Genomic DNA, 24,308 nt, shown 5'->3' with positions numbered 1-24,308 from the left:
AAAACACTTCTATCAGTTTTGGGTAAACTGGACTTAAAATTAACGATAAAAACTAAGTAGTGCGCGGATTCAATGTTAATAGATCAAAACTTCAGCTCTTTTGTCCAAATATTCTGCTATTCCATCAGTTTCAATAGAATTCAATTCATTCATAGAACCATTAGACTCTACCCATCTTCTGACTTTATCTGTGCCATTCAAAATATCGATGGGCAATAATTCTTCTTCATATTCATAGGGCGGTTGTTTCCATTGGAAATCCCTGCCTAAATGATGATAAAATTCACGACACATGATTTGTCCGACATGCCACGGAGAAAATTGAGTATAATCTGTCACATGAATTTGATAGCCGTGACAGACCTGACCGGTGTGTTTTTGAAATGTCGGCATAAATGAAACGGGTCTCAGAATAAACCCTGACAACCCTGCTGATTCAAAAGATTTTTGAAGCTGGTTCAACAAGTCATAATTGGCAATATTTGGATGACCAATAGTTTCTAAACTTTTGGTGGTGCCACGTCCTTCTGAAATATTCGTGCCCTCAAAAAGAACGGTCCCTACAAATGAAAATGCGGTTTCTGGATTGGGGAGATTGGGAGATGGCAACACCCAAGGCAGTTTAGTATCCCAAAAAAATTGGTCACGGGTCCAGCTTTCCATTTTGATCACGCGAAGTTCACAATCTATGTCCCAATGTTTCTTAGCCATTGACGCGACTTCTCCCATAGTCAGACCATGGCGCATAGGTAACACATGCCTTCCTACAAAGGACCGATAAGTCAGGTCAAGAATATTTCCTTCTATTTTTTCACCGCCTATTGGATTCGGTCGATCAAGGATAATCACCTCTACACCACATTCGGCACAAGCCTCCATCATATAGGTCATAGTGTAGATGTAGGTGTACACACGAGTACCTACATCCTGCAAGTCGACCAGCACATGGTCAAGGCCTTCCATCATTTGCCTGTTGGGTTTGCGCGTTTCAGAATACAGACTATAGACCGGCAATCCGTAGTACTCATGATTAAAGTGGCCCGACTCCACCATGTTATCCTGCACATCGGCGAATATTCCGTGCTGAGGTGAGAAGAGTTTTTTTAGTCTTTCTCCAAATATTGATTTAACCACGTCAATTCCATGATTATAATTGGAATCTATGGAAGCGGCATGGCACAGGTAGCCGACATTGCCTTTGATATCGGAATGGTTTTTTTTTAGTGATTCTAGTCCTGTGGTTACCATTAGCTTATTTTCTCTCTAAGATACCTAGCCGTATGATTATCTTCCAGTTTTACCATCTCTTCTGGTGTCCCTGCAAAACAAAGTTGGCCGCCATTATCGCCACCATCAGGCCCAAGGTCGATAATCCAATCCGCCGATTTTATAATTTCCATATTATGCTCAATGATTAACACCGAGTTGCCCTGATCTACCAATGCATTGATACTATCCAGCAGTTTCTCAATATCCTTGAAATGCAGACCTGTGGTAGGTTCATCAAAGATGAACAAGATCTTCTCTTTATTGGCAGATTGGCCCTTGCCAAGAAAGGAGGCCAGTTTCACCCGCTGTGCTTCACCTCCACTCAAGGAGTTAGACGACTGACCCAACTTCACATAACCTAGTCCCACATCATCCAAGGGCTTAAGCTTCGAGACAATAGCCTTTTGATCTTCGAAGAAAGTCAAACTCTCTTCGATACTTAGATCCAATATGTCAGCAATGTGTTTGTCCTTGAAGGTCACTTCCAGAATTTCTTCTTTGAATCGACGCCCCTTACATTCGTCACATGTCAAATGCAGGTCAGCCATAAATTGCATCTCAATTTTCACTTCACCTTCGCCCTGGCAAGTCTCGCATCGTCCACCGTCTACGTTGAAAGAGAAATGAGCCGGTTTTAAATTTCTCTGTTTTGCGGTAGGCTGGTCCGCATAAAGCTGACGGATGGCATCATAGGCTTTTACATAAGTAACTGGATTGGATCGTGAACTTCGCCCGAGTGGGTTCTGATCGATCATCTCCATGCGCTGGATCATTTTGTAGTCGCCATCGAGCTCGCTAAACTTCCCGGTTTCTTCTCCGGTCACACCTACAATCTTACCCAACGCTGGGTACAGTATTTTTCTGATCAGTGTAGACTTTCCAGATCCACTAACCCCAGTGACTACAGTCAAAACGCCTAAAGGAACTGATACATCGATTCGCTTGAGATTGTTTTCTCTAGCACCCAAAATGTCAATGCTATGTTTCCAGGGACGTCTGCGCGTAGGAGTTGGTATGAATTCAGTGCCATTCAAAAACCTGGCAGTAACCGACTCTTTCTCTTCCAAGATCGCATCCCAATCTCCTTGAAAGACCAATTCACCTCCGTGAATACCTGCAGCAGGCCCGATGTCGATGATTTGATCCGCACGCTTCATTACCTCCTCTTCGTGCTCTACCACAATCACCGTATTACCCAATCGCTTCAAGGTTTCCAGAACATTGCCTAGCCTAGCCGTATCTCTGGGGTGCAAACCAATACTAGGTTCATCCAAAATATACATGGAGCCGACCAGCGCACTTCCTAATGATGTAGCTAGTTTGATTCTTTGGTATTCTCCACCCGAAAGGGTTGAGGTCAAACGATTCAATGTCAAATACCCCAAGCCTACTTCCTTCATATAGCTCAATCGGTTTTGAATCTCCTTCAAGATTCTTTGAGCTACTTTAGTATCATAATCACTCAATTCCAATTCACTGAAAAAAACAAGTGCTCGGTCGATAGGCATCAACACCAATTCTGAAATGGCTTTGCCGCCTACCTTCACATAAAAAGCATCTTTTCTGAGTCGAGTGCCTTTACAATCCGGACATGTGGTTTTGCCACGATAGCGAGACAACATCACTCGGTACTGAATCTTATGCAGCTGAGATTCTATAAATGCATAAAAGGCATTCAACCCTTCGAACTGACCCTTACCTTCCCAAAGCAGGTTGTATTCCTCTTCGGTGAGGTCTTTCACTGGTCGGTGCAGTGGGAAGTCAATATCATGTGCCATATGGAGTAAGGGCTGTAGCCACTTCTTCATAGTCTCACTTCTCCAAGGCACTATAGCTCCTTCATAGACAGAGAGGTTTTTGTCAGCTATGACCAAGTCTGGATCAATGCCTAACACCTTTCCAAACCCTTCACATTTACGGCAAGCACCATAGGGGTTGTTGAAGCTAAACAGATTCACAGACGGTTCTTCGAAGGTCATTCCATCCAACTCGAATCGGTCTGAAAATTTTCTTGGCTCTCCATCTCTAAAATGAATATTGCAATCTCCATGCCCTTCGAAAAATGCCGTTTGAACTGAGTCAGACAACCGAAAGGTAGCATCTTCATCGTCCTTATTCACGCTCAATCGATCAATAAGAATTTCTACTTTAGTTGGATCAGTTTTTTCAGAGTCTAAATCTTCAATTTGCTCCACCTCTCCTCCCATGAGTACTCTCGTAAAGCCCTTACTCAGCAATATATTGAATTCTATATCTAATGTGCGGTCTGCTGCCAACGTCAATGGAGCCGTGACCATAAATTTAGTCCCTTCTTCATAGGCATGGACAGCCGCCACTACAGTGGATACGGTATCACGCTTTACCGGCTCACCACTTACGGGCGATATGGTTTGTCCAATTCTCGCATAGAGCAATTTGATATAATCATAAATCTCGGTGGTTGTACCTACGGTAGATCTTGGGTTTCTGGTATTAACTTTTTGTTCAATAGCAACAGCAGGAGACACACCTTTGATATAATCTACTTCTGGTTTTTCCATACGACCCAAGAATTGACGGGCATAGGAGCTCAAGCTTTCCACGTATTTTCTTTGACCTTCGGCAAACAGCGTGTCAAAAGCTAAAGATGATTTTCCGGAACCCGAAAGGCCGGTAACTACTACCAACTTATTTCTAGGAATGGCCACACTTAAGTTTTTCAGGTTATTGACACGTGCTCCTTTAATAATTATAAAGTCGCGTGGATCCAATTGATCAATATTTTTGGTTACCTGATTTTCTAGTGTTTCCGCCATCGTGTATTTGAGAAAAGTTATTGGGTTATTGGTAAATAGGTTATTTGATAAACAAGACTCGAATTATTACCCCAATAACATATTAACCAATCACTTATAATTCTTCATTTTGCTTGCGCAAAATGAAGAAATTAAGAGTCCGCAAAGATAGAGATACGGATGTCAAAAAGCACGCGATCAAAAAATATTGATTTTTTTACCGAACTTTGTCACAAACAAGGATTGATACTGTCCTTGTAATTAGGATTACAAACAATTGAAATGGAGATATTAATATTTATGTTGGTGATGTGGTATGGCGGTTTGTTTTTTCAGACCTTCTTCTTGCATCGCTATTCAGCGCACCAGAGTTTTACGATGTCAAGATTTGGAGAGAAACTTTGTTACTTTCTTACCTGGGTATTTCAAGGTTCTAACTATCTGAGTGCCTATGGTTATGGGGTAATGCACCGCATGCACCATGCTTATGCAGATACAGAAAAGGACGTGCATTCGCCTAAGTATGATGGCAATTTATTCGCTATGATGTGGCGAACGAAAACCACTTACTCTGCAATAACCAGTAAAAAAATGGAAGTTGAGGATAGGTTTACAAGAGATGTGCCTGAGTGGCCTGCATTCGACAGGTTTGCAAGGTCTTGGGTATCAAGATTGCTTTGGGGTACTGCCTACTTTGCCTTCTTTTTTACTTTTGCCACAGCTTGGTGGCAATGGATATTTTTACCGATGGCTTGGATGATGGCTCCTATTCACGGCGCAATCATCAACTGGTTTGCTCACGTTTATGGTTATGTGAATTTCAAAGTTGGAGATACCTCTAAAAACTTCCTTCCTTTTGATTTCTTGATGATGGGTGAAAGCTATCACAACAATCACCACAAGCATGGCAACAGAGCCAATTTTGGTGGTGTTCGTTGGCACGAAATAGATCCTACCTATTTAATTATGTGGGTCATGGATAAACTAGGAATGATTCATATTAAAAAATTGGAAGTATCTGTAAAAAGAGAGAGTTTCAAGAAAGCTGCTTAATTCAGTATTAGAAAATATTGAAAGCCTCGGTCGTTGATCGGGGCTTTTTTTATGACCATTCAAATCGTCAGTCCTCCGTTTAATCACATTGTCATTGGCAAATACAAAGTCCAATGCTTAAGTTACATTCAAAACCATTAATGTTTTAAAATGAGAAAAATACTAGGAATAATACTGTACCTAACCTCTGCCACTGCCATTGCCCAACAGAAAATAGCACCAGATGATTTGAATAGCGAATTTCACAAAGAAAGGAGAGCTGAGCTGCGAGCAAAAATGCCAGACAACTCAGTGGCCATCTTCTTCGCCAACCCGGTGAGAAATAGAGCCAATGATGTTTACTATATCTACCATCAAGACCCGAATTTCTATTATCTCACAGGACACAAAGAACCACACGGCGTCCTATTGATTTTTAAAGATGAGCAAAAGATAGATGGTGAGAAGCTCGATGAAATACTATTCGTCAGAGGCAGAGATGCGCTAAGAGAACTTTACGATGGGCCAAGACTTGGAAAAGATGGCGCAGCTGAAAAACTGGATGTTCAGGTAGCATTCGAAAATCCTGACTTTGAAGCCTTTAACATTGATTTTTCAAAGTTCGATAAAGTACTTTTTTATGACTTTCACAATGACGTAAGAAATACGAGAGAAGAAGGCGATCTTTATGACCTGATCGAGCAGTTCAAAGAGAAGGCTGGGTACAATCAAGGTGATTTGGCTATTGAGCCACAAAAAAACAACCTGGATGTAGTCACTCTGGATACTTTGATGCGTGAATTGAGAGGGATCAAAACCGAAGAAGAACTCGACCTGGTTCGTAAGGCAGTAGACATTTCTACCATCGGACAAGTAGAAGTGATGAAGGCGATGCGACCTGGGATGTCAGAAGCTGAGATTCAAGGCATCCACGAGTTTGTGTTCAAAAAGTATGGTGCCGAATACGAAGGTTATCCAAGTATAGTAGGCGCGGGTAACCACGGCTGTATCCTACACTATATCGACAACTACAAGCCTGCCATCGAAGACGGTGAACTGATCCTAATGGATTTGGGTGCTGAGTATCATGGCTACACGGCCGACGTGACCAGAACTATTCCCGTGAACGGAAAATTCACCAAAGAACAAAAGTTGATTTACGATTTGGTCTATGAGGCGCAGCAAGCAGCAGCGGATTCTTGCAAAGCAGGGATTCCGTTCTCGGTGCTTTACGAAACCACCAAAGAAATTGTAAATAATGGTTTGGTAGAGTTAGGGCTGTATGAAAGTACAGCTGATGAAGATGTAATCAACCCTGAAACTGGAAGAAACAGATACTACCCTCATGGCTGCTGCCACCACATCGGTCTGGATGTGCATGACAAAGGCATGTACGGCAACCTGGAAGAAAACATGACCATCACGATCGAGCCTGGCATCTACATTACAAGCGGAAGTCCAACTGACCAAAAGTGGTGGGACATTCCGGTGAGAATCGAAGACGACTATTTGATCACCAAAGATGGCTGCGAACTGCTATCAGATAAAGCCCCTCGCAAATCAGAGGAGATCGAAAAGCTAATGAAAGAGGAGAGTATTTTTACTGATTACCAACTGCCTGAATTGAAGTCCGGAGAATAATATTAGACGAATACATAAAGTGATTCGTTTTCCCAATCAGTGCGATAGATTTTCAGATTGTCACACCGATTTTTTTATTTATCCTCGTTAAAAAGTTCTTTCAAAATGGTTTTCCCTGTTTTGAAAGTGGAAAATGGCTGTTAAATTACTTTATCAAGCTAAACCTACTTAGGACAACCATGCACACTAGAAACATCTTAATCTTGACATTAATTCTGATCAGTTGTAAAGTGAAGCAGGCAGGGTTTATTCCAATGCACCATGACGAATTTATAGAAACTACAGCCGAACGATCTTTTGAATTGGAAAATTCATTGACTGGAGATCTAATTCGTTATCAACCAAGTTATGACTGCACGAACGACACAATCACATACAATTCAACTTATATAATCAAACTTGTGAACGAAGATACAATTACTGTATATTCTCCATGCGATCAGCAAAAACTCAAACTTGGAGCCATGCTCACAATAGAAAAAGCAAAACTAGATATAGGATTCATTCAACAATCAAAAAGAGAGATCGTTCAACAGTTCCCCAAAAAACACCCAAATTATCCATATTGGGAATGTATTTCCTGCAAATTCCCTAACACAGTTGGAATAGTGACAGCTCTCTAAAATCGTGTAAGTACGAGACTAATCCTACTTGGTCGTATTTCAAATGCCTTATAAGATTAAGAACGCATCACAGATGCCCTCAAGCTTTAAAATAAAAATCCTCACGCAAACACAAAAAGCTGTTCACCTTCCCAAGCGACCTGATAGATTCCGAGCCCTCCACATCGGTTTTCACACTCCTCTCCTGAGGTCAAATTAAACCGATAGCTATGCCAGGGACAAACCACTTCACCCATCGGGTTGATTTTTCCTTTGCTCAGATCATCGCCCAGGTGTGGACACTCCTTTTCAAAAGCAACAAAGCCTGTTCTAGTATTTGCCAAACAGATTTCTAGTTTACTTATCCGAATCCTTTTGATTTGATTGAGTGGAATGACACTTTCTGCCTGCTCTTTAGATTCAAATACTAAAACTTTATCCATTAGGGTAAGTTAATGGTTGATTGGTTAATAAGTTATTAGGGATTTGAATTGTCCATTTCAATACCTCGCTCATCATTCTCAATTTGCGTATGAGCCAAGACTGTCTCAAAAGCCCAAAACCTCTAAGAGTTGTCACATTGAGCCTCGTCGAAATGTTATCTGCCTCTAGCAGCAAGGCTTCGAGTACTCGGGCGGCGATCCGCTCAGCCTGACAATTAATACGGACCTTAGTGACAGTCTCTTTATTTGGTACCATTAACGTCAAAACATAGCACAAAGAATAAACTTGACAATGTAAGGCTAATAACTTTTTAACTTATAACTTTTCACTTTTTACAAGCCAACGGCATTAACACTCCCTATGAACTGTCAAAGAAAGAAATTCAACCTCAATAAAAAATTTGCCTATCTGAACTGTGCTTATATGGCCCCGTTACTTAAGAAAGTAGAAAAAGCAGGCATAGAAGGCATCAAAGCTAAGCGTCAGCCCAACAAGGTAAGTGGAGCCGATTTCTTTAAAGATGCCCAAACCTTGCGCGCACTGTATTCAGACTTGATTAACAACCCCGAGCCAAACAGAATCGTGATGATACCCTCCGTATCTTATGGTATCGGTAATGTAGTCAACAATCTACCCGTCCAAAAAGGGGAGAACATTGTTATCACCAAAGACCAGTTTCCAAGCAATGTATATCCCTGGAAAAGTCATTGCGAAAAGCATGGCGCCGAGTTAAAGCTCGTAGCAGCACCTGACACAGTAGAAAACCGAGGCAAAAAATGGAATGAAGATATTCTACAAGCCATAAACTCAAAGACAAAGGCCGTAAGCCTGGGGCATGTACATTGGGCAGATGGAACCTTGTTCGAATTGAAGGCCATTCGCAAAAAATGTGATGAAGTAGGGGCAGCACTAATTATTGATGGCACACAGTCTGTTGGTGCTCTACCCTTCGATATACAAGAAATTAAACCTGATGCGTTAATCGTAGCAGGATACAAATGGCTACTAGGCCCCTACACCAGTGGGCTGGCTTACTACGGACCAAGGTTTGATGACGGAGAGCCCATAGAGCAAAACTGGATCAACCGATTGAATAGTGAGGACTTTGCCAATCTGGTCAACTACCAAGATCAGTACGAAGCAGGTGCGCTGCGCTATGGTATGGGGCAACAAAGCAACTTCATCGCGAATCCTATGCTGATCGCATCCATCAAAGAAATTCGAAAATGGGGAGTAGATAATATTCAGCAATACTGTCAAGAACTGATTCAAGAGCCCTTGGAGGAAGTGAAAGATCTTGGCCTCTATGTGGAAGATGAGACAGCAAGAGGGTCACACCTTTTTGGCATTAAATTTCCAAAAGAAAAAATGGAAGACCTTGCCACCTCACTCAAAGTAAATCGAGTGAGCGTATCTACCCGAGGAGAATTCATTCGAGTATCTCCGCATGTATACAACGACGAAAGGGATATGAAGAAACTACTTCAAGCACTGAAAACAACACTGTAATTCGTTACTTGCGAGACTCTATTCAGCCAGCAATCACTAGCAACATGATGAGCATATAAGAAATCAAACTAATAGCAACTCTAACGTATTTTTTGAATGTCATGATTTAAGCAGATTGCATGATACACGAAACGGTTTGATAGACTTCGAGCCAAGCTGACTCGACTTCTTCGTTCCAATTTTCTTGAAGCTCTTCTTTGAGAGAATACATGAGTGCTGTAGCCGCCATGTTGTAGTGTTCTGATTTGATTCCATAATTCACATGTCTTCTACCCATGCTTCTCACGAGTGGAGCCAACACATCAAGAGTGTTTAGTCCTTTCACCACTGTGGCCAACATTTCCATCATTCTTCTACCCTGCTCTTTCATGTTTCCTTTGAACAGCGGCTTGAGTTCAGGACTCATCTCAAACAATTTGGTGTAGAAAATTTCAGCGGCCTCATCTGCCTTTGGTTCTACTATCCAAAATGTAGCTCTTACGAGCTTTTTGTTATAAGGAGTAATTGATGTTGTGTTTGTCATGATTTTAAATTTTAGTGGGAAAAATTCGGAGTACCGGCATCTCCAATACTCCGATGTAAGCATTTTCTCATATTAAAATTGTAGTACAAACCTAGATGCCTCCTCTCTGGATTACTATGGGTGTTGACAAGGACGGGCTTTTTTTATGACAGGAAATAAACTGACGTTTGACAGGAAGAAGAAAGGAGATCGCTACTTTAAGAAAATTAAGGCATAAAAAAACCGGCGTATGCCAGTTCAGCTGAGGCTTCCTGTTGGTAAAACCCCTGTCGCGACGATCTACTTTTGCTTGGTCATCCCCGCTGTGTCTTTGGTAGCTGCACGACTGCAACCATTTTCTAACTCAAAGAACGCAAATGCTTTTGAGAATGTTCTTTTTTCAATATTAAGTTTAAGTTAATTCCTTGCTTTTTCTGGATCGGTTGATTCTCCCTGATTTTTCACTATTCCAATTCTTTAATTCGGTTTTATAGAAAAAAATAAAATTTTATTCTATTTGGAGTGGGTGCTAGCCTACAATCATCTGTATATCTATACAAGCGCGGACAACCGTGCCTATATCTATATCAACTAAAATAAATTTACCATGAAAAAATCATTACAAATGATTGGGGGCATGCTCTTTCTAAGCCTGTTCTTACTCTCCGGGCAAGTGTATGCCCAAGAAACCATCAACGGAACCGTGACAGATGACGGCGGAGACCCGCTACCGGGTGTAACCATCGTGATCAAAGGAACAACCAAGGGAACTTCCTCCTCTGTCGATGGCAGCTTTAGTCTGAATGTTGAAAGTCTCCCAGTACAGCTCGTAGTGAGCTCAGTGGGATTTGAATCTCAAGAAGTAGCAGTATCATCATCGTCACAAGAGGTGTCGGTAGCCTTGGTAGAAGGCCTAAGTCTCAACGAAGTTGTGGTAACAGGTAACCGTACCAAGCCAAGAACAGTGTTGGACTCTCCCGTTCCTATAGACAACATTGGTGTGGAAGAATTGAGAGGGAGTGGACAACCAGACATTCAAAGAATGCTAACTTTTACTGTTCCTTCCTTCAACTCTCAGAATCAGGCCATTTCAGATGCTACGGCTCACTATGACCCTGCAGATTTAAGAGGATTAGGCCCAAGTAGAACACTCGTATTGGTTAATGGAAAAAGAAAAAACCAAAGTGCTCAAGTCTACCTAAACAGAACACCAGGTAAGGGTGAAGTCGGGATTGACTTGAAAAGTATTCCTACAGCTGCGATCGAAAGAGTAGAAGTACTTAGAGATGGAGCATCTGCACAATATGGATCTGACGCTATCGCAGGTGTTATCAATATGATCTTGAAAAAAGATGTAGAATACTCCACACTTAGTGCACAAACAGGCATCACTTCCAAGGGTGACGGATTCAATTTTGGTGCAGATTTCAACTCTGGCTTCAATTTTGGCAATGGTGGTAATATCAACATGACGCTGGGCTACTATACCCAAAAAATCACCAATCGTGCTGGTAAGTTTGATGTTGTCAATGAAGATTATGGTGGATCAGCCCCTAATCCTGGCGACTACCCTGGCGGTAGTACAGATCCAGACTATGTCCAAGATTTGGCGGTTCATGATTCTTATGTGGCATGGGCCACTGAACACCCTGATGCAAATATGACAGTGGGTCAACCTGAAATGGAGCAATTCGACTTATTCGTAAATATGAGTCACCCTATTGGCAAAAATTCTGAGTTCTATTCATTCAATGGATATACTACTAGAACAGGAAAGAGTTTCGCATACTACAGAGCTCCATATTGGAGAAGAGATGTAGCAGATGCACTTTTCATAGCCGCTCGCCCAGAAGACTTTGTAGGCTATCAGCCAACTTTCGAAACTCAAATCCATGATAACCTAAACTCCTTAGGTTTTAAATTAGGACTTGGCGACAACTGGATAGCAGATATCAGTGCTACATATGGATCAAACAGAGTAGCCTATACTGTGAATAACTCTGTGAATAGAGATTACCTGGCCGATCACGGTACTTCGCCGAGAACCTTTCACCCTGGAGGGTATAGATTAAGCAACGGAATTGGAAACCTTGATATTTCAGGTGCGGTATCTGATGCACTTTCCTTAGGGTTTGGTGCGGAATACAAGAAAGAATTCTTGACAGGATACCAAGGCGACCCTCTTTCTTACTATGGAGCAGGATCCGATTCTTTTGCTGGGATCAAGCCTGAAGAAGCTATGGATGAATCTCGTTACAATGTGGCCTTGTACGCACAGGCTGATTATGACATCACCGATGATTTATTAGTTGCAATAGCTGGGAGATACGAAGATTTCTCAGATTTTGGAGATAACTTTTCATATAAGGCAAGTGCAAGGTATAAGCTAGCGGATAAAGGGGCCATAAGAGCATCTTACAGTACTGGGTTTAGGGCACCAACATTGCATCAGAGACATTTGACCAATACACAATATATCATTGTAGCTGGATCGTCCGAACCATTGCTGCAAGGAACACTGGCTAACAATCATCCGGGTGTAGTAGCACTAGGCGTGCCAAGTCTCTTCGCTGAGACCTCTCAAAACATCTCTGCCGGTATTACCTATCAGATTAATAGAAATTTTTCTGCTTCTGTGGATATTTATCAGATTAAAGTTGATGACCGTGTGTTGTTTTCTTCACAAATTAGTACACAGGATGGAAATTTGGATGGTTCAGACCCAGTTGAGCAGATTCTTATCGACAATAATGTAGTAGCCGTTCAATTCTTTATCAACGCAGGTGACACCAAAACTACTGGAGCTGATATTGTATTAAACTATGACTCTTTTGATAAATTCAGAGCCACATTAGCCATGAACTTTAACAGGACTGAGATTGACGCCATTACCACTCCACCACTTTTGCAGCAACATGGCTATGATATATTTGATACACAAGAGCAGGGACTAATTACTAACTCAAGGCCTAAAAGTAAAATAATCCTAAACATGAGTTATGATGTTAGTGATTTTACTATTGGCTTAACTAACACTATGTTCGGAGAAGTTACCATTACCCCTCCAGCCAATGACAATACTGCTCAAGCGCAGGCCTTGTCATCCAAAGTCGTTACAGATTTGAGTCTTGATTACAAATTAGGAGCTAATTTAAATTTATCAGCTAGAGTAAATAACCTATTTGATGTATATCCTGATAAAACCAATGCAAATACAAATACTGCACAGGCAGGTACTAGGTTTACATATTCTTCAGAGGTGCAGCAAATGGGTCAGTTTGGAACAAACTTCAGATTAGGATTCAATTATAGATTTTAAAGAAGAGTAAAGTTGAGTAATTAGTTAGTAGTAAAAGGGGTCACTCTAGTGACCCCTTTTTTTATCTCAATTTCCTTTCCCAATAATTGGCCTCCCGGTTGGCATCGATTTTGGATTTGCTTTGCTTAATTAAATCACTTACTTCACCCTGTGAAGTAAAATGATAACTTCCGCAATCCCTGCATTCATAAACATTGATGGGGCCACTGTTGTCATTGTGATAATGGCGCGAGCGATGCTCAATCAAAGCTTCTTCAGCCAGCTCCCTGGTATCATAGCAAACCTTGTTGGTTACGCATTTCATTTGGTTAGAGCGTTTCTTTTAACCAACGGAAAAACTCACGCTGCCAGACAATTCCATTTTGAGCCGATAACACCCAGTGGTTTTCATTAGGAATGTAGATCAATCGACTCTTAATGCCTAACAACTGAGCTGCCTGATAAGCTTCTAATCCCTGCCCAATAGGTACGCGATAATCTTTGCCTCCTTGTACGATCATAATGGGGGTATCCCAGTTTTGTACAAACTCAATAGGGTTGAATTCAGCGTAAGATTTTTGGGCGGCTTCATTATCCTTTTCCCAATATGGACCACCTATTTCCCAATTCACGAAGAACATTTCCTCGGTTGTGCCATACATACTTCTCCAGTTGAAAATGCCGTCATGAGATATAAATGTTTTGAACCGCTTGTTGTGCATGCCTGCCAGATAAAAAACCGAATACCCGCCATAGCTAGCCCCAACAGCACCTAGCCTGTTTTCATCTACAAACGGTTCTTTAGCCAACTCATCAATCGCAGAAAGATAGTCTTGCATATTCTGTCCACCATAGTCTTTGCTGATTTGATCATTCCATTCTACGCCATGACCATACATACCTCTTCGGTTCGGTGCTACCACAATGTAGCCTTGAGCCGCCATGATTTGAAAGTTCCAACGATAAGAATAGAACTGCGAAAGTGCGCCATGCGGCCCACCCTGACAATACAACAGCGTAGGGTACTTTTTTGTGGGATCAAAATTAGGAGGGTAGATCACCCAAGTCACCATTTGCTTGTTGTCAGTAGTGGTGACCATTCGCTTTTCTATCTTGCTCAGCCCTATACTATTATACACCTCGTCATTCACGTGAGTAAGCTGCTCCATGCTGCCATCGCTCAGGTCTACGCTGTACAATTCGGTGGCATGATTCATATCCGTTCTAGTCACAATCATTTGCTTACCTGCCTGTCCCACAATACTTGTCACGTCGAACTGCCCTTTAGTGATTTGTTTTACAACAGGTTGCTTCTTTGATTTGCCTGGATAGTCCACAGCAAACAAATGCTTTTCTCCACCAAAAGGAGCTATGAAATAAATGGTCTTACCATCTACAGACCATTTGAAGCTATCAGGCGATCCGTCCCAATTTTCTGTTAAATTCTTTTTGCCAAACCTATCAGAAATGATAATATCAATTTTATCTGCTTCATTTCCATCCGTTTTCATGCTCAACCAAGCCAGTATTCCAAATTTGGAATAGGCAGGGCTGTTGTCATAGCCCATCATTCCTTTAGTCAGGTTGGTTGTCGTTTGCGTGTTGAGATCGTAAGAATATATATCTGTATTTGTACTCACCGTATAAGCGGCGCCCGTCTTGGTTTTCGTTACGTAAAGTATCTTACCACCTTTATGACTCCAGGTGTAATCTGACTCATCGCCAAACGGTTTTGTCGGGCTATGAAAGGTTTTGTTTTTCATGATATCCACCTCGTTCGACCCATCTACATTGCTCATAAATACATGATTGTAAGAGCCATCTGCCCAGGTATCCCAATGTCGATACATCAGATCATTGTAGATCTGCACCTCAGATTTATCTAGTTCGGGATAGTAGTCTTTTCCTGTCACACTATAGATTTTTACTGGACGGTGATAGAGTTTATACTTCCCATTGGGGGAAATACTTGGGTCTGCTATAAGGCTGTACGGATCAGCTATTTTCTTTGCACTTCCTCCACCAAGAGGAATTGAATAGTATGCTGTATTACCTTCATTGGCATTCACATCATATCTAGTGACAGTATAAACAGCAGTCTTGCCATCAGTGGATATTCCGACACCACTTACTCGCCCTAAACTCCAGAGCAATTCAGGTGTCATGGCATTTTGTGCGAAAGCAGTTTGAATGAGAAGAGAAATGCAAATAAAGGAAATAAACTTTTTCATAGCATCTTGGATTTTGCTGGCAATTTACAAAATACAGACGCATTTGGGGGTTAGTCAATTAATTTTTGTCTTATCACAGAATACACGAGCTGGTTACAGCTATGCAATAGATTATGATGAAGTCTCATTTCTGGTTAATTACTTTATTCGCAACCCTTTCTTTAAGCTTTACAGACCCGAGTAAAAAATCGGCGCCGGAAAAAGTGAAGCAAGTATTTGAAGCGACAAGAAATATTGAAACACTCAAATATGAATTGATTCGTTCAGAACGAATTAATGGAACGTATTTAGAAAATCATGTGTCTATCAAGATGCATAGAAGGCCCTACAAAATTTATATCAAAGAGCTGGCCCCTAATACCGGACTGGAAGTTTTATATCCACACCCCTTAGACGACAACAAAGCACTAGTAAACCCTAATGGATTCCCTTGGGTGAACTTGAAACTGGACCCCAATGGGGAATTGATGAGAAAAGATCAACATCATACGATTCTTGAAGGAGGTTACGACTACGTGGTTTCAGTAATGGAGTATTTGTTCTATAAGCACAAGGACGGAATTACAGAATTGCTCAACGACCATGGAACAGGAAGCCTAAATGGCCAACCTTGTGAAATCATCTCTATGGTCAATCCAAATTTTACCTATAACAGTCATGTCGTTAAGAAAGGTGAAAGCATTTCTAGCATTGCTTTGAAAAATAGACTCAATGAGTACATGATTTATGAGAAAAACAAAGGGGTCAGCATATTTGGGCAAGTGAAAGAAGGAGATGTCATCCAGTTGCCTTCCGACTATGCCGCCAAAATGGTTTTGTTTATTGATCAGAAGAGACAGATTCCGCTTAAACTCGAAGTCTACGACGAAAAAGGGCTATTTGAAAAATACGAATTCAGAAATGTAGAAATTAACCCTCAGCTATCGGAGGAAGAATTTTCTGATGGATACACTGCTTATAGTTTCTAAAAAAGTTTCCACTCGGAAATCTGCTGAATGAAGCTAGCTAAGACTCTCGGCTCCATCACTACGCTAAAAACCAATCCGAAAACTGCTCCAATCAAATGAGCATCGTGATTCACATTATCAGAAATGTTCTTACCTTTAGTATAAGAGTAGATCAGATAAAGCGCTCCAAGAATAAATCCCGGAATACACAAAAAGCCATATAGACAAATGTCATTGGTTGGGAAAAACAGAATACTGCAAAACACTACTGCTGCTACACCTCCCGAAGCCCCCAATGAATTATAGTAAGGGTGGTCTTTGTGCTTCAACAAGGAAGGCAAATCTGAAATGACAATACCTAGTAGATAAAAAACAACAAAGTAGATACCACCTAGATCTCCTTTCAACGCCATGAATATTTGCTCTACCAATCGGCCAAAAAAGTAAAACGTAAACATGTTGAATCCAAGATGCGCCCAGTTGGAATGAATGAAACCACTAGAGATAACTCTGTACCATTGCCCATGCCTCAAAATAGCCACAGGGTTCATGGTGAGTTTGTACTGTAGGTTGTGGTTTTGAAAACCCATGTAGCTTACTACTACATTGATTATGATAATGAGGATGGTCCAGGACATATATAATATTTAATGATCACGTGCGATCAGTGCATCAGTGAATTCACGAAGCGGGGCTATATTGTATTCGCTTTTTTCCAAAGCATTGAGTTGATCGAATCCTTTTTCGAAATGGTCATTCATGGCCTTTTCGGCTATGGCTTCAATGTTCAGGTCCGCATAGATCGCCTTCATCTCATTTACCTTTTTGTCTGGGTCTATGTCTTTATTGGCCAAAAGATTATGAAGATCCAATTTTTGATTACCCTCTGCGAGCTCAATGGCTTTGATCAACAGCAGGGTTTTTTTATTGGCAATAATGTCGCCTCCCACCTGCTTACCGAATTTCTGAGCGTCTCCATAGACATCCAACAAATCGTCTTTCAGCTGAAAGCCAATGCCGATGTTGACTCCAAAATCTCTCAAGTGCCGAGCATCCTCTTTAGACATTCCTCCTAAGAGGCCTCCCAATTCTAAACTAAATCCCAACAACACTGCCGTTTTCAGTCTTATCATTTCGAGGTAATCCGCTTCACTCACTGACGAGGTCTCCTCAAAGTTCATATCCAACTGTTGGCCCTCGCACACTTCTATGGCACATTGGTTGAACAGTCTAAGGATATATTTGAAGTCTGAATATTCTGCTCTCATGAGCAAGTCATAGGCCATCACCATCAGTACATCACCAGATAGGATCGCTATATCTTTATTCCACTTTTTGTAAACGGTGGGTTCTCCTCTACGCAAAGGGGCTTCGTCCATGATATCGTCATGAATCAAAGTGAAATTATGGAAGAGCTCAATGGCTAATGCCGGATCAATGATTTTTTCCCAATCCTCTTTGCTACACAAATAACCCATGATAGCCAAAATAGGGCGCATGCGTTTCGCCCCTAAGCTCAAGGTATAATGAATAGGCTCATAAAGCTCCTTGGGCTCTTTTCCCAAATCTAATTCGAGCAATCTTTCACTAAGTTTTTGTTGAAAGATTTTAATGTCTTTAGTCATGGTCTACAAATTCCAAGTCAATGGTTCTACGGTCGATGTCAGTGTCTACCACCATCACCGTCACTTCGTCGCCCAAAGTAAACATCCTTTTGTTTCGTTTGCCAATCATGCGAAAGTTCTTTTCATCGAATTCATAGAAGTCATCCGTCATAGAAGACGTTCTAATCATTCCTTCACATTTGGTTTCGGTGATTTCTACAAAAATACCCCACTCGGTAACTCCTGAGATTATTCCTGCAAATGGACGATTTTCAGCCATCGCCATAAACTCAACTTGTTTGTATTTTATGGAGGCTCTCTCCGCATCAGCTGCTCTTTTTTCTCGTTCTGAAGAATGACGGCACAACTCATTATATGGATCTATCTTAGGAGACTTTCCTCCTTCCAAGTAATGCTGAAGTAATCGATGTACCATGACATCCGGATATCTCCTGATCGGAGAAGTAAAATGCGTATAGTGTGGAAACGCCAAACCAAAGTGACCTTTCGGTTCTGTGGTATACACTGCTTTCGACATGGTTCGTATGGCCAATGATTCTAACACATTTTGCTCTGGCTTACCATGAATGTCGTCCATCAGGGTATTCAAATTATCTGCAACGTCCTTACCCGGATTCATACGATGACCAAACTTAGCAGCGAACTTAGAGAATGTCTCCAGCTTTTCGGGGTTAGGGTCATCATGTGTTCTGTAGACGAAGGTATCGTCACCTTTATGTTTGTTGAATACAAACTCGGCTACTTTTTTATTGGCCAAGAGCATGAACTCTTCCACCAGTTTATGCGCATCTTTTCTTTCTTTTGGGAAAAGTCCTATTGGTTTTCCGGTTTCATCCAGTTTGAATTTAACCTCCACGGTTTCAAAACCAATCGCACCTTTTTTGAATCGTTTGTCTTTGAGCTGATGCGCCAGCCCGTTCAGCAAATTAATTTCTTCCTGAAAATCTCCCTTGCCAGATTCTATTCTTTCTTGTGCCTCCTCGTAGGTAAACCGTCTATCCGAGTAAGTGACTGTACGGCCGAACCATTGGTTTTTGATTTCTGCTTTTGGCGTAATCTCAAACATGGCTGAGAAAGTCAACTTCTCCTCCTTTGGTCTGAGAGAGCAAAGCCCATTAGATAATTTTTCGGGAAGCATTGGGATTGTTCTATCTACGAGATACACCGAAGTGGCTCGATTCACGGCCTCATCATCCAAGATCCCATCTTCTTCAACATAATGGGATACATCGGCAATGTGCACGCCGATTTCATAGTTGCCGTTTTTCAGATATTCTACTGAAATCGCATCGTCAAAATCTTTTGCGTCTTCCGGATCAATCGTGAAAGTGGTCACACCACGAACGTCTCTCCTCTTTTTGATTTCTTCTTTTGGAACTTCTACAGGAATTTTTTCTGCAGCTGCTTCTACATTCTTAGGAAACCGAAAGGGCAACTCAAACTCTGCCATGATCGAATGAATCTCCGTCTCATGATCTCCCGCTTGGCCTAGTACTTCAACTACTTGCCCCACGGGATTTTTTTGTTTGCCGCCATGCCAGTCTTTGATTTTCACCAGCACTTTGTCATTTGTTTTGGCTTTGCCAATTTTCTCTGGGTAGATAAAAATGTCGTGATAGATCTTTCTGAAGTCAGGAACTACAAAGGCATAATTAGGTAGTACTTCGATCTTTCCGACAAACTCTGTTCGCCCTCTGGATACAATTTTTGTTACTACACCTTCCGGTCGGTTGCCATGTCGACCGCCACTTTTAATTCTTACAGATACTCGATCACCGTTGATGGCGCCTTTCAGATCATCGGTTTTCACCCAAATGTCCTCTTCCTCACCTTCACAGATGACATAAGCAAACCTACGATTCACGTGATCGACTACGCCTTCCAGTCCGGAAGCCGTGTTAGTTTTTCTAGATCGGAACGATCCATTTCTGAGTTGCTCTACTGTGCCTTCTTGCTCTAAGTCGAGCACAAAGTTGAGGCCTTCTTTTTTTGCCAGTTTGTCCCTCAAACCAGCCTTGCTAAATATTTGTTTGACCGTAAAGGCTTCTCCGGGGTTCTCATCGAACAGTCCGGCTACTTGCGTTCTTACAGCGTCTATGTTTAGTACTTTTTTTGTGCGGTTAATTTTCCGCCTCTTTTCTTTTTTCTTCTTCGCCATTATGGGAATATAATAAGATGTGATTGGAGTCTTGCTCAATCCTAACAAAGATACGGGGAAGGGTGAGAATCTTTCTTATCGGATATGATCTTATGATGATCATTTTGCTTTCATCGAAAGCATTTGCCAGGCTTGGCTCCACTCGAATGGTTAATAATAATTTTCACAAAGGTAGGCAATTAATTCTTAGTCCTACAAATGCGGTAACGAGACGGGGTAGGTTTGGGTTGTGGATAGTCACATTAGGTTGATCCAGTTGGTCTTGTGACCAACTGGCTTCTGTTGTTAAAGTCTTCTTAAGTATAAGCTGTCCTTAACGACTTGTTCGTGACAACACCAACAAGGACGAAGTAGCTTCTTCGAGTCCTTGAGCTTTGCTAGAAACAAGGACGATCGCGATATAGCCGCTTACTTTTTGATAGTTGTGATGTACCGCAACTGCCAGTTGATTTTAAATTCCTCTTCAAAACGAAAACATAGCAACTTTTCTGCTTCATTTTTAATCAAATTCAATGTGGCGCCGCTAATACCAAACAATAATTGCAAATACCTCAGGGCCACTTCTTCATCTTCACCAAGATTCCAGGTGTAGTTTTCTAGTTTGTTGGAAACCAATTCGAACTGCTTAGGAAATTTATCAATAAGGGATGCAGAAATGAAGTTTCCCTTATGGCCTATGGGATTATGTTTGTCTACAAAAACATTAAGAAATTCATCCTGTTCGCTGTCTCGTTCAACATCACAGCAAATAAACGCTCCTTCCTTTTTAAGCACTCTTAATGTTTCGTCAAAAAATAAGATTCTCATTTTGTTCTCCACATGATGCAACGCAGCACAACAAGTTACTATATCGACCTTTGAATTTTCAAATGGTAATTTGTCCCAGGTACATAGTGTACTATTGCTATAAGAAGCAAAAACTTCAGAGGTTTCTAAAGGCTTGAAATTAACTGTATTTGGCAAATACTGTTTGAGATATCCTCCTCCACTAGGTATGTCTACCACTACCGCTTGCTTTGACGGTTTATAAAAATTGAAAAGGTTTTCAAATTCTGTAGCTCGAGCTTGAGGCAAGAGCCTCATGGCCTCATCATATGAATTTCCTCTGGCATTAAATATATCTTGGTAACTGTCTAGGTTCATAAAGCTATGGTCACTTACAATTGATGAGAAAATCAAAAATAAGAATTACTAGTTGATGAGCGAAAATATTTTAGTTCTCCCTTTTTTTGTTGCCATTATCAAATTTTTAAGCTGTCAAAAATGTAAATATCAAAAGGCCACAAGCTTGCCTTGTATGGATTTCTATTTACATTCAATAGGTAGAATGCAATCCCATTTTGTTGCCTTCGGAATCGATGAATATGGCAAAAAAACCACTTTCATCAGCGTGGGGCGTTTTAGGTATCAACACGTTTCCTCTATTGGCTTTAATCTTGTCAAGAATGATTTGAAGGTCAGAACCCCCATTCAAATAAATTGTTACTCCGGCTGATGAGGGTAGATAACCTTCTCCTTTCATCAAAACTCCGGTTACCACCTGGTCTTCATATGGGAAAAGGCCCATTTCGATTCCTGGAAATTCCATCTTTTCAATATCAATGTCTAAAATGGTCTGGTAAAAATCGATGGCGCGAGTAATATCCGTTGCAGGAATTTCAAAAATAGAAACAAAGCTATTCATGTCTTTTGTAGTGTTTGTCGATGACTCCATATTTTGGCCTTTTGAATGAAAAGTTGCCATACAGCAGATCATCATTGCAGTGAAAAATATCTTCATACTTATTAGTTGTTTTGTTGAAACAAAAGTATGTGCCTGGCTAGAAGTAAAATTGTAAAAGTGCGACGTCCGGTCTATTTGTAGAACAAAGAGAAAAGTACCATATTTTCATTTCCTAAAATCTCCCTGGGGGGTCACTATGAGGGCCCAGTTGGTCTTATGACCAACTTGCTTGTTTTATTAAGGTCTTCATTGATTAAGTATAAGCTGACCTTAGTGACTTGTTGGTGACAACACCAACAAGGGCGAAACTAAGAGTAAAATTGTAAAAGTGCGACGTCGAGTCTATTTGTAGAAGAGAGAGGAAAGCGCCATATTTTCATTTCCTAAAAACTCCTTGGGGCTCACTCCGGTAAATTCCCTGAAGTCTTTAATGAAATGGGCTTGATCATAGTATTCACTTTCGTACGCGATGTTGGTTAGGTTTTCTCCTTCTTCGTTTAGCATCATTTTTAGGGCACTTTGAAGTCGAATCACTTTGCCCAATTGCTTTGGACTGATGCCGATTTGTTTTACAAAGTTTCTTTCCAATTGTCTCCTTTTGGATGGGTCTTGTTTGAGAATACTACTTATTGAAGAACTCCCTTTTCTTGATAGGAGTGTGTCTATGGTTGTTCTAACAATATGATCGACCATTGGTTTTTCGGAAAGCCTACTCAATAGAAAACCTTCGATGATCTCTATCCTTTGTCGGACGTCCTTGGCTTCAATTATTTCCTGAGTTAGCTTTATAGCCGTTTTTTGGTCAAACAACTTTTCTATCGGTGTTTCCTTGTTGGCCAAGGATTTTATAGGTACAGCAACGAAATTGGCGAACCCGTAGGGATAAAAACTAACAGCAAAGGTATTAACATAGCCGGTCGGCTCGATGTAAAAAGACTCAACGGTTTGTCCCAGTACCATGGCACGCGGTTGGAGGATGAACGAATCTTCGGAAGTGTACCGTTTGATATCGTCTCCGAGAATAAACGCCATTTCAATACACCCATCAGGTACAATGCGCTGTCTTTGAGCGCTAGGGTCCGCAGGAACCTCCAAAGTCCAGTAACAACGAATAATGGATTCCAGGTCCGGATGTGGCTGATAGGTTTGGTATTTCATTTGGATTATTAGTTGGAAATCGCTTTACTAAGGCTCGGAACTTTTCATCTTTGTTGGAAACATTCGATAGACGCAATTTTAGGCTAATTTGCTAGCTAACACAGAAAAATGATTTTTAATGGACATCCGGTCTTCATACTCTGTAAAATCTTCGATATGGATTGTTAGTTCTTCTGATTCTGTAGTGCCAATAATAACTTGATCAAGTTTGATTTGAATGCTAGTTATCGTATCTAGTTCGACAGTTGTTAGTTTACTCATTCGTGTTTTGAAATTTAAGGTATCATGTGTTGTCTCAATAAATTGACCTCCCCAGTCTTTGGCCTTCTTGCGATACTCTATATATAATCCAACGGGTATTATCATTGTACCGAAATCGAAAAGAGAGCCTGAACCAGACAGTATTTCAGGGCTGATGATCAAACGAAAAACAGCAAGAATTCCAGTTAGAATTGCTAGTGTTTTAAACAATGTAATGTTCTTTTCAAACCTCCTATTTTCGATTCTAAACTCTTCAAATGATTTGTTTATCAAGATGGTAAAGGTCTAAAGTTTGTATAACAAAGATAATGCTCATTATCCGCCTCCCAAATTAATCAAAAGCCCTGTTTATTCAACCCCCACTAGTTTAATAAACAGAGCTTTATTCATGTCCAATCAGTTTGAAGCAGATAGACGATCTAAGTATAGTGAACCCTCCACATATTTTCTGTGCGCTGGATCAGTGAGTGCTTCAAGTAAGTCCAGTGAGCCAAGGTAAGACACTAAGCTCCCATTAGAAGAAAATACTTTGCCATCATGAGCCACTGAGATTACTCCATCATCCTGCACATCCAATGCTGGAAACTCTTCTTTCAGTCGTTGTCCGCCGGTGATGTAAGTCACCATTTCTTTATTGTCGACTTTCCCTGAGGCAGCCAGGGTAAACGCACCGGCACAGTGGGTAGCCACATAGTCCACTTGATCATATTGCTGGTTCACGAAGCCAACCAGCTGTGGGTCTTTGTATTGCTTGGCAGATTCGTAAGAACTAGGAATTACCAATACATCCAGATCTGGGGTGTTGTCAAAAGTAAAGTCAGGCAGCATGCGCAAGCCCTCTTCGGTTTTATAGGCTCTTTGTTCCGCAGCAAGAAAAACGACATTAAAAAGCTTCTCACCTTTAGCTGTGTGTTTAGAAAACACATCGAGTGGAGCCAAAATCTCATTGGTGATCACAGCATCAAAAATGATGATGCCAATAGTCGGCAACTCTTTGTTGATGTAGGTGCTTTCCTGTGGAGCAGTCTCTTGTTTACAACTGGAAATACTTATGGCGAATAGAATACTCAGGCCAAACATATATTTAATCATGGTTTTAAAATTTTGTTTGCCCGATTGAACGAAAAGTGGAAA

General features: G+C 41.1%; 20 protein-coding genes. 6 read left to right on the top strand and 14 right to left on the bottom strand.

Annotated elements, in window-relative coordinates:
• Nucleotides 1-75: 75 nt before the first annotated feature.
• A complete protein-coding gene (locus ACOQO5_RS04580) occupies nt 76-1,248 on the bottom strand; it encodes an exo-beta-N-acetylmuramidase NamZ domain-containing protein (RefSeq protein ID WP_420580508.1) in 1,173 nt (390 codons plus the stop codon).
• Entirely contained in the window at nt 1,248-4,064 is a 2,817-nt protein-coding gene (uvrA, locus tag ACOQO5_RS04575; protein ID WP_420580507.1) for an excinuclease ABC subunit UvrA, read from the bottom strand. Before uvrA ends, ACOQO5_RS04580 begins: the two co-directional genes overlap by 1 nt.
• Nucleotides 4,065-4,325: 261 nt before the next feature.
• Here uvrA and ACOQO5_RS04570 point away from each other — a divergent pair, with 261 nt between their 5' ends.
• The 3 genes from ACOQO5_RS04570 to ACOQO5_RS04560 all read left to right on the top strand — a co-directional run bounded on the left by ACOQO5_RS04570 (nt 4,326) and on the right by ACOQO5_RS04560 (nt 7,339).
• Entirely contained in the window at nt 4,326-5,096 is a 771-nt protein-coding gene (locus tag ACOQO5_RS04570; protein WP_420580506.1) for an acyl-CoA desaturase, read from the top strand.
• A gap of 150 nt (nt 5,097-5,246) precedes the next feature.
• Nucleotides 5,247-6,716, top strand: a complete 1,470-nt coding sequence (locus tag ACOQO5_RS04565; protein ID WP_420580505.1) for an aminopeptidase P N-terminal domain-containing protein — start codon at nt 5,247-5,249, stop codon at nt 6,714-6,716.
• A gap of 179 nt (nt 6,717-6,895) precedes the next feature.
• Nucleotides 6,896-7,339, top strand: a complete 444-nt coding sequence (locus ACOQO5_RS04560) for a hypothetical protein (RefSeq protein WP_420580504.1) — start codon at nt 6,896-6,898, stop codon at nt 7,337-7,339.
• Between the two features lie 101 nt (nt 7,340-7,440).
• Here the strand turns inward: ACOQO5_RS04560 and ACOQO5_RS04555 are convergent, their stop codons facing one another.
• A complete protein-coding gene (locus ACOQO5_RS04555; RefSeq protein WP_420580503.1) occupies nt 7,441-7,761 on the bottom strand; it encodes a Rieske (2Fe-2S) protein in 321 nt (106 codons plus the stop codon).
• A 361-nt stretch (nt 7,762-8,122) separates the two neighbouring features.
• Between ACOQO5_RS04555 and ACOQO5_RS04550 the strand changes: the two genes are divergently transcribed.
• The gene (locus ACOQO5_RS04550; protein ID WP_420580502.1) at nt 8,123-9,271 is read left to right on the top strand and encodes an aminotransferase class V-fold PLP-dependent enzyme; all 1,149 of its coding nucleotides are present in this window, start codon (nt 8,123-8,125) and stop codon (nt 9,269-9,271) included.
• 106 nt (nt 9,272-9,377) lie between these two features.
• Here the strand turns inward: ACOQO5_RS04550 and ACOQO5_RS04545 are convergent, their stop codons facing one another.
• Nucleotides 9,378-9,794: a globin family protein gene (locus tag ACOQO5_RS04545; protein WP_420580501.1), complete on the bottom strand. Its 417-nt coding sequence runs from the start codon at nt 9,792-9,794 to the stop codon at nt 9,378-9,380.
• Nucleotides 9,795-10,380: 586 nt separating this feature from the next.
• Between ACOQO5_RS04545 and ACOQO5_RS04540 the strand changes: the two genes are divergently transcribed.
• The gene (locus tag ACOQO5_RS04540) at nt 10,381-13,092 is read left to right on the top strand and encodes a TonB-dependent receptor (RefSeq protein WP_420580500.1); all 2,712 of its coding nucleotides are present in this window, start codon (nt 10,381-10,383) and stop codon (nt 13,090-13,092) included.
• A 61-nt stretch (nt 13,093-13,153) separates the two neighbouring features.
• On the opposite strand, the gene ACOQO5_RS04535 is transcribed toward ACOQO5_RS04540, so the two are convergent.
• Nucleotides 13,154-13,396 carry a hypothetical protein gene (locus ACOQO5_RS04535; protein ID WP_420580499.1) on the bottom strand — a complete coding sequence of 81 codons (243 nt, stop codon included), beginning with the start codon at nt 13,394-13,396 and terminating at the stop codon, nt 13,154-13,156.
• Between the two features lie 4 nt (nt 13,397-13,400).
• Nucleotides 13,401-15,302 (bottom strand): alpha/beta fold hydrolase, encoded by a 1,902-nt coding sequence (locus ACOQO5_RS04530; protein WP_420580498.1) that lies wholly within the window; start codon nt 15,300-15,302, stop codon nt 13,401-13,403.
• A gap of 113 nt (nt 15,303-15,415) precedes the next feature.
• On the opposite strand from ACOQO5_RS04530, the gene ACOQO5_RS04525 reads away from it, so the two are divergent.
• Complete coding sequence (locus ACOQO5_RS04525) at nt 15,416-16,270, top strand: DUF1571 domain-containing protein (protein WP_420580497.1); 855 nt, start codon at nt 15,416-15,418, stop codon at nt 16,268-16,270.
• Here the strand turns inward: ACOQO5_RS04525 and ACOQO5_RS04520 are convergent.
• From ACOQO5_RS04520 to ACOQO5_RS04485, 8 genes are all read right to left on the bottom strand, one after another.
• Nucleotides 16,267-16,887 carry a rhomboid family intramembrane serine protease gene (locus tag ACOQO5_RS04520; protein WP_420580496.1) on the bottom strand — a complete coding sequence of 207 codons (621 nt, stop codon included), beginning with the start codon at nt 16,885-16,887 and terminating at the stop codon, nt 16,267-16,269. The genes ACOQO5_RS04525 and ACOQO5_RS04520 overlap by 4 nt on opposite strands.
• A 9-nt stretch (nt 16,888-16,896) precedes the next feature.
• Entirely contained in the window at nt 16,897-17,874 is a 978-nt protein-coding gene (locus ACOQO5_RS04515) for a polyprenyl synthetase family protein (RefSeq protein WP_420580495.1), read from the bottom strand.
• Entirely contained in the window at nt 17,867-20,032 is a 2,166-nt protein-coding gene (rnr, locus tag ACOQO5_RS04510) for a ribonuclease R (RefSeq protein WP_420580494.1), read from the bottom strand. Before rnr ends, ACOQO5_RS04515 begins: the two co-directional genes overlap by 8 nt.
• Nucleotides 20,033-20,440: 408 nt before the next feature.
• Complete coding sequence (locus ACOQO5_RS04505) at nt 20,441-21,175, bottom strand: methyltransferase domain-containing protein (RefSeq protein WP_420580493.1); 735 nt, start codon at nt 21,173-21,175, stop codon at nt 20,441-20,443.
• Nucleotides 21,176-21,347: 172 nt separating this feature from the next.
• The gene (locus ACOQO5_RS04500; protein ID WP_420580492.1) at nt 21,348-21,746 is read right to left on the bottom strand and encodes a VOC family protein; all 399 of its coding nucleotides are present in this window, start codon (nt 21,744-21,746) and stop codon (nt 21,348-21,350) included.
• Between the two features lie 351 nt (nt 21,747-22,097).
• Nucleotides 22,098-22,913, bottom strand: coding sequence for an AraC family transcriptional regulator (locus tag ACOQO5_RS04495; RefSeq protein WP_420580491.1), 816 nt, complete (start codon nt 22,911-22,913; stop codon nt 22,098-22,100).
• Nucleotides 22,914-22,991: 78 nt separating this feature from the next.
• Complete coding sequence (locus ACOQO5_RS04490) at nt 22,992-23,447, bottom strand: hypothetical protein (RefSeq protein WP_420580490.1); 456 nt, start codon at nt 23,445-23,447, stop codon at nt 22,992-22,994.
• Nucleotides 23,448-23,570: 123 nt separating this feature from the next.
• Complete coding sequence (locus ACOQO5_RS04485) at nt 23,571-24,266, bottom strand: DJ-1/PfpI family protein (RefSeq protein WP_420580489.1); 696 nt, start codon at nt 24,264-24,266, stop codon at nt 23,571-23,573.
• Nucleotides 24,267-24,308: the final 42 nt, after the last annotated feature.

Source organism: Reichenbachiella sp. (assembly GCF_965223055.1).
Taxonomy (GTDB): Bacteria; Bacteroidota; Bacteroidia; order Cytophagales; family Cyclobacteriaceae; genus Reichenbachiella.
Note: the sequence above shows the minus strand (reverse complement) of the source record. Positions and strands in the feature narration are given on the sequence as shown.

What these genes read in the sequence shown, in the direction of transcription:
- ACOQO5_RS04520 (WP_420580496.1), bottom strand. Translation starts at nt 16,887, where the DNA reads ATGTCCTGGACCATCCTCATTATCATAATCAATGTAGTAGTAAGCTAC.
- ACOQO5_RS04555 (WP_420580503.1), bottom strand. Translation starts at nt 7,761, where the DNA reads ATGGATAAAGTTTTAGTATTTGAATCTAAAGAGCAGGCAGAAAGTGTC.
- uvrA (WP_420580507.1), bottom strand. Translation starts at nt 4,064, where the DNA reads ATGGCGGAAACACTAGAAAATCAGGTAACCAAAAATATTGATCAATTG.
- ACOQO5_RS04550 (WP_420580502.1), top strand. Translation starts at nt 8,123, where the DNA reads ATGAACTGTCAAAGAAAGAAATTCAACCTCAATAAAAAATTTGCCTAT.
- ACOQO5_RS04580 (WP_420580508.1), bottom strand. Translation starts at nt 1,248, where the DNA reads ATGGTAACCACAGGACTAGAATCACTAAAAAAAAACCATTCCGATATC.
- ACOQO5_RS04530 (WP_420580498.1), bottom strand. Translation starts at nt 15,302, where the DNA reads ATGAAAAAGTTTATTTCCTTTATTTGCATTTCTCTTCTCATTCAAACT.
- ACOQO5_RS04515 (WP_420580495.1), bottom strand. Translation starts at nt 17,874, where the DNA reads ATGACTAAAGACATTAAAATCTTTCAACAAAAACTTAGTGAAAGATTG.
- ACOQO5_RS04570 (WP_420580506.1), top strand. Translation starts at nt 4,326, where the DNA reads ATGGAGATATTAATATTTATGTTGGTGATGTGGTATGGCGGTTTGTTT.
- ACOQO5_RS04535 (WP_420580499.1), bottom strand. Translation starts at nt 13,396, where the DNA reads ATGAAATGCGTAACCAACAAGGTTTGCTATGATACCAGGGAGCTGGCT.
- ACOQO5_RS04505 (WP_420580493.1), bottom strand. Translation starts at nt 21,175, where the DNA reads ATGAACCTAGACAGTTACCAAGATATATTTAATGCCAGAGGAAATTCA.
- ACOQO5_RS04500 (WP_420580492.1), bottom strand. Translation starts at nt 21,746, where the DNA reads ATGGAGTCATCGACAAACACTACAAAAGACATGAATAGCTTTGTTTCT.
- ACOQO5_RS04540 (WP_420580500.1), top strand. Translation starts at nt 10,381, where the DNA reads ATGAAAAAATCATTACAAATGATTGGGGGCATGCTCTTTCTAAGCCTG.
- rnr (WP_420580494.1), bottom strand. Translation starts at nt 20,032, where the DNA reads ATGGCGAAGAAGAAAAAAGAAAAGAGGCGGAAAATTAACCGCACAAAA.
- ACOQO5_RS04495 (WP_420580491.1), bottom strand. Translation starts at nt 22,913, where the DNA reads ATGAAATACCAAACCTATCAGCCACATCCGGACCTGGAATCCATTATT.
- ACOQO5_RS04560 (WP_420580504.1), top strand. Translation starts at nt 6,896, where the DNA reads ATGCACACTAGAAACATCTTAATCTTGACATTAATTCTGATCAGTTGT.
- ACOQO5_RS04525 (WP_420580497.1), top strand. Translation starts at nt 15,416, where the DNA reads ATGATGAAGTCTCATTTCTGGTTAATTACTTTATTCGCAACCCTTTCT.
- ACOQO5_RS04565 (WP_420580505.1), top strand. Translation starts at nt 5,247, where the DNA reads ATGAGAAAAATACTAGGAATAATACTGTACCTAACCTCTGCCACTGCC.
- ACOQO5_RS04485 (WP_420580489.1), bottom strand. Translation starts at nt 24,266, where the DNA reads ATGATTAAATATATGTTTGGCCTGAGTATTCTATTCGCCATAAGTATT.
- ACOQO5_RS04545 (WP_420580501.1), bottom strand. Translation starts at nt 9,794, where the DNA reads ATGACAAACACAACATCAATTACTCCTTATAACAAAAAGCTCGTAAGA.